Origin of the sequence: Mesobacillus sp., from assembly GCF_049588175.1 — a bacterium.
GTDB lineage: Bacteria > Bacillota > Bacilli > Bacillales > Cytobacillaceae > Mesobacillus.
This window is the reverse complement of record NZ_JBAVFI010000038.1, coordinates 1-4,380: the sequence shown is the minus strand read 5'-3', so window position 1 is coordinate 4,380 and position 4,380 is coordinate 1. Positions and strand designations below refer to the sequence as shown.

Sequence of the window (4,380 nt, the reverse complement as noted above, 5' to 3'; positions counted from 1 at the left end):
GTATACTTAATAGCCATGATGGAAAAGGAATAATTAACATCGCCACTATTAAAATGACACCAAATATGACGGATAAATCTCTTGCTGACATATTTCTTCTCTCCTAACACTGCATAACCAAAAAACTACAGTACTTTATTTTTTGCCTGGTAAACAAAAGCGAGGATTTCAGCCACTGCCTTGAAAAATTCCTCCGGAATGCCGTCTCCGATTTCTGTCTGGCTGTACAACGCTCTTGCCAGTGGCCGATTTTCAACGGTGACAATCTCATTTTCCTTGGCAATTAATTTTATTTTTTGGGCAACGAAGTCTACTCCTTTTGCCACTACGACCGGTGCATCCGATTTCTGCTCGTCATATTTTAAGGCAATGGCAAAATGTGTTGGATTCGTAATGACCACATCTGCTTTTGGCACCTCTTGCATCATCCGACGCATTGCCATCTCTCTTTGCCTTTGTTTGATTTTTGATTTGATGAGCGGATCACCTTCGATGTTCTTATACTCATCCTTTAAGTCCTGCTTAGACATACGGATACTTTTTTCAAAATCATATTTTTGGTATAGATAATCCATTAATGATAAAAAAAGCAATGCTCCGGAAGCAAAAAGTCCCATTTGTAGTGTCAAGCCGGCAATTGTAGCAAGTGCAGCCCCTAAACTCTTGCTGGTTAGCAGCAAAACTTCATCCATCCTCGACCATAGGATCGAGAAGGCAATCAAACCAATAAAACTGATTTTCAGGATGGACTTTATTAATTCAACAATCGCCCTCATGGAAAAGATTCGTTTAAATCCGCTGATCGGGTTAATTTTCTCTAATTTCATTTGAATAGCTTCTGTCGAGAACATGAACCCTACTTGTGCATAATTTGCTGCCACTCCCGCTACCAGGGCAACCATCATCACCGGTCCAAGAAAAATGGCGAGCTCTGCAAGGATTTCGATCAATATCATTTCAATATTTTTTTCTGTAAGATCCATAAACATATAATTTTGCAAGGCATGACGAAGAACTCCTATCATTCTCTCAGTCATCGTTTTCCCAAAAAACATCAAAAATAAAAATACTGCTAGAAGTACGACCGCAGTGTTGACATCCTGGCTTTTGGCAACTTGTCCCTTCCTTCTTGCATCCTGTTTCTTTTTAGGAGTAGCTTTCTCAGTTTTCTCGCCTGCAAAGAACTGCAGATCCAATGTTAAAAAATCCATTTAAGCTCCTCCAATTAACTCCATCAAGCCTCTCATTGTTGCCAGGGTGGTAGAAAACAAATCGGAAATAGCCATCATCAGCACACCCATTACCGCGATAAGAACTAAAAAACTGACACCTATTTTTACAGGCAGTCCGACAACGAAGATGTTCAGCTGCGGTACGGTCCTTGCCACAATTCCCAGCGCCACGTCCACAAGGAACAGGCTGCCGACTACAGGAAGAGACATTTGGAATGCAATAATGAACATTTTATTGAATGCCATGATAATATACTGTGCTATATTTTGATTACCGAAAGGAATCATCACCTGATCAATCGGTACAAAATTATAGCTATAAAAAATGCCATCAAGCAGCAAATGATGTCCATTAACTGTCAGCAAAAAAAACAGAGCGATTGTATATAAATATTGTCCCATCAAGGGGCTCTGGGCACCCGTCTGGGGATCAATGACGTTAGCGATTGCAAAGCCCATTTGGAAATCGATCAATCCACCGGCAATTTGTATAGCTGACATCATCAGAGCTGCTATAAAACCGATGAGCAAGCCAACAAGGACTTCTTTAATAATCAGTAAGAAATAAGTACCGTCTATTACGATTTCAGGAGCTCCGACAGACGAAAACATAATAATAGAAAGGAAGAAACCCAGCCCGATTTTATGCGAAGCTGGAATCGTTCTGTATGAAAACAGCGGCATCATCAAGAAGAATGATGTAACTCTGACGAAAATCAGCAAAAATGCCGGAAATGAAGGAATGAAATCAATCATGGCTTCATCCTACAAACCTGGTCAAATTCGAGAAAATCTCGCTGGCATATGAGAGCATATAGCTGAGCATCCAAGGACCGAAAAAAACGATGCCAATCAATACGGCAACAATTTTTGGAACAAAAGCCAATGTTTGTTCCTGAATCTGGGTTGTTGCCTGAAAAATGCTGACAATCAAGCCCACGACGAGTGCAAGTGCGAGCAAGGGGCCAGAAATCATCAGCACCGTATAGATTCCCCGTTCAGCTATTGAGATGACTGCTTCTGAAGTCATTAATTAATCACCTGCTTAGAAACTTTGTAATAAGGATTTCACGACTAAATACCATCCATCTACCATTACAAATAGAAGGATCTTAAATGGAAGTGAAATCATTACCGGCGGAAGCATCATCATTCCCATCGACATCAGGACACTGGCTACTACCATATCAATGACCAAAAAAGGGATAAAAATCATGAATCCTATTTGGAAAGCTGTTTTGATTTCACTAATCGCGAAGGCGGGAACAAGTGAAGTCAATGGTATGTCTTCGACTGATTTAGGAGGTTCTGCCTTTGAATACTCGAGAAATAAAGCAAGATCCTTCTGTCTGGTATGCGCGCTCATGAATTCTTTAAATGGAATGGATGCTTTTTCATACGCTTGCTCCAAATTAATCTCTTCGTTGAACAATGGTGTCAGCGCCTGTTCATTCACTTCCTGGAAGGTAGGAGCCATGATGAAGAATGACATGAATAAGGCTAACCCAATCAACACTTGGTTTGGCGGCATCTGCTGGGTTGCAAGCGCCGTTCTGACAAAGGAAAGAACGATAATGATCCTTGTAAAACTCGTCATTAAAATCAAGATGCTTGGCGCAAGAGAAAGTACAGTCAGAAGGAGCATCAGCTTTACTGAAGTTGATACATTCTCAGGAGCGCTGCTGTTGAAAAACTCCATAAACTCATTCATCTTTTTCTGACCCTTTCTTTTGAATCTCTTCAAGCATTTTCTTTCTACCGCTTGCCATGTCATTCAACTGATGCTTTAGTAAGGCGGAAAAAGTTGAACTTTCCTTGCTGCCATCCTTATTCGCTCTTTTAAGGAACTTTGTCACAATATCGCTTGGCTGTACAAGCTGTTCCACTTTGTTGTTATATTCCTGGATGACTTGACTGTACTCCTCGGGATCGTCAATTTCTTTTAACAGTTGTATATTTTCACCAACACCAACAATGAGCAGCTTATTGCCTGCTTTGACAATCTGGATTGATCTGTTAGCCCCAAGGCTTGTTCCCCCAAGATTTTCTACTAGCTGCGAGCTCTTGTATGACATGCTTTTTTTATTGATGAATTTAAGAAGGAAATATAAAAGCCCTGCTACAAATGCGGTGGCAAGAATCATTCTTAGAAAATCTAAAAATGTAACCCCTATTTTTGTGTCTGTATCTTCTGCTTGATTCTTAGTTTTGTCTGCCTGCCCGTCATCACATGAACCTGGTTTTTCCAGGCAATCCTTAACACTTGTATTTAGCTGCTCCGCATATGCCATGCTGAGCGGGCTCAACAGAGCAGCTAATAGGAAAAGGACTATTGAGGCAGTTCGTATTAACTTTAACAATTGCCGCACCCTCTAAGTAGGCTCTTTTCATAACCTTAAGATTTTTTGACCTATTTAGGAACTTAATAAGTTATTAGCTTAATGCTTTTGAAATCGCTTCAATCACTCGGTCTGCCTGGAACGGTTTTACAATAAAATCCTTTGCTCCCGCCTGGATCGCATCGATAACCATCGCTTGCTGACCCATAGCTGAACACATGATAACTTTTGCGGTTGGATTCACTTTTTTGATTTCCTTTAAGGATGTGATTCCATCCATTTCCGGCATCGTAATATCCATCGTTACAAGGTCCGGCTGTAATTCCTTATATTTCTCAAGTGCCTGCATCCCATCAGCTGCTTCAGCTACGACCTCAAAACCATTCTTTGTTAAGATGTCCTTAATCATCATTCTCATAAAAGCCGCATCGTCCACGACTAAAATTCTCTTTGCCATTGAAGTTCCTCCTGTGTTTTATCTCAATTTTTTGATTCTGTCACTCTGGCTGATAATATCTGTTACACGTACTCCGAAATTCTCATCAATGACCACAACTTCTCCCTGGGCGATCAGGCGATTGTTGACAAGGATATCGACTGGCTCTCCAGCGAGTTTATCCAGTTCGATGATCGATCCTGAAGTAAGTTCGAGTATATCCTTAACAGACCGTTTGGTTCTTCCTAATTCAACCGTTACCTGTAAAGGAATATCCAGAAGCATATCAAGGTTTTTCGTTTCCGCTTGCTGCGGCTGGAATGTCTCAAAGCTTGAGAAAACCGCTGGCTGTACAGTTGTCTGAGCACCGGTC

General features: G+C 41.0%; 8 protein-coding genes. All 8 read right to left on the bottom strand.

The window, feature by feature from the left end; genetic code table 11:
- Positions 1-91: hypothetical protein (locus WB217_RS00855; protein WP_423989751.1), on the bottom strand; the 91-nt coding region annotated here is incomplete at its 3' end.
- Positions 92-125: 34 nt separating this feature from the next.
- Positions 126-1,211, bottom strand: a complete 1,086-nt coding sequence (gene flhB / locus WB217_RS00850; RefSeq protein ID WP_423989749.1) for a flagellar biosynthesis protein FlhB — start codon at positions 1,209-1,211, stop codon at positions 126-128.
- On the bottom strand, positions 1,212-1,988 hold the full coding sequence (gene fliR, locus WB217_RS00845; protein WP_423989747.1) for a flagellar biosynthetic protein FliR: 777 nt from the start codon (positions 1,986-1,988) through the stop codon (positions 1,212-1,214). It lies immediately after the preceding gene.
- 4 nt (positions 1,989-1,992) lie between these two features.
- Positions 1,993-2,262: a flagellar biosynthesis protein FliQ gene (gene fliQ / locus WB217_RS00840; RefSeq protein ID WP_335374970.1), complete on the bottom strand. Its 270-nt coding sequence runs from the start codon at positions 2,260-2,262 to the stop codon at positions 1,993-1,995.
- A 15-nt stretch (positions 2,263-2,277) separates the two neighbouring features.
- Positions 2,278-2,943 (bottom strand): flagellar type III secretion system pore protein FliP, encoded by a 666-nt coding sequence (gene fliP, locus WB217_RS00835; RefSeq protein WP_423989744.1) that lies wholly within the window; start codon positions 2,941-2,943, stop codon positions 2,278-2,280.
- Positions 2,936-3,601 (bottom strand): flagellar biosynthetic protein FliO, encoded by a 666-nt coding sequence (locus WB217_RS00830; protein WP_423989742.1) that lies wholly within the window; start codon positions 3,599-3,601, stop codon positions 2,936-2,938. The genes fliP and WB217_RS00830 overlap by 8 nt, the downstream gene beginning before the upstream one ends.
- A gap of 64 nt (positions 3,602-3,665) precedes the next feature.
- A complete protein-coding gene (locus WB217_RS00825; RefSeq protein ID WP_423989740.1) occupies positions 3,666-4,028 on the bottom strand; it encodes a response regulator in 363 nt (120 codons plus the stop codon).
- A gap of 18 nt (positions 4,029-4,046) precedes the next feature.
- Positions 4,047-4,380: flagellar motor switch protein FliN (gene fliN, locus WB217_RS00820; protein WP_423989738.1), on the bottom strand; the 334-nt coding region annotated here is incomplete at its 5' end.

Coding starts and splice junctions, on each gene's coding strand:
- flhB (WP_423989749.1), bottom strand. CDS start 1,211: ATGGATTTTTTAACATTGGATCTGCAGTTCTTTGCAGGCGAGAAAACT.
- fliR (WP_423989747.1), bottom strand. CDS start 1,988: ATGATTGATTTCATTCCTTCATTTCCGGCATTTTTGCTGATTTTCGTC.
- fliQ (WP_335374970.1), bottom strand. CDS start 2,262: ATGACTTCAGAAGCAGTCATCTCAATAGCTGAACGGGGAATCTATACG.
- fliP (WP_423989744.1), bottom strand. CDS start 2,943: ATGAATGAGTTTATGGAGTTTTTCAACAGCAGCGCTCCTGAGAATGTA.
- WB217_RS00825 (WP_423989740.1), bottom strand. CDS start 4,028: ATGGCAAAGAGAATTTTAGTCGTGGACGATGCGGCTTTTATGAGAATG.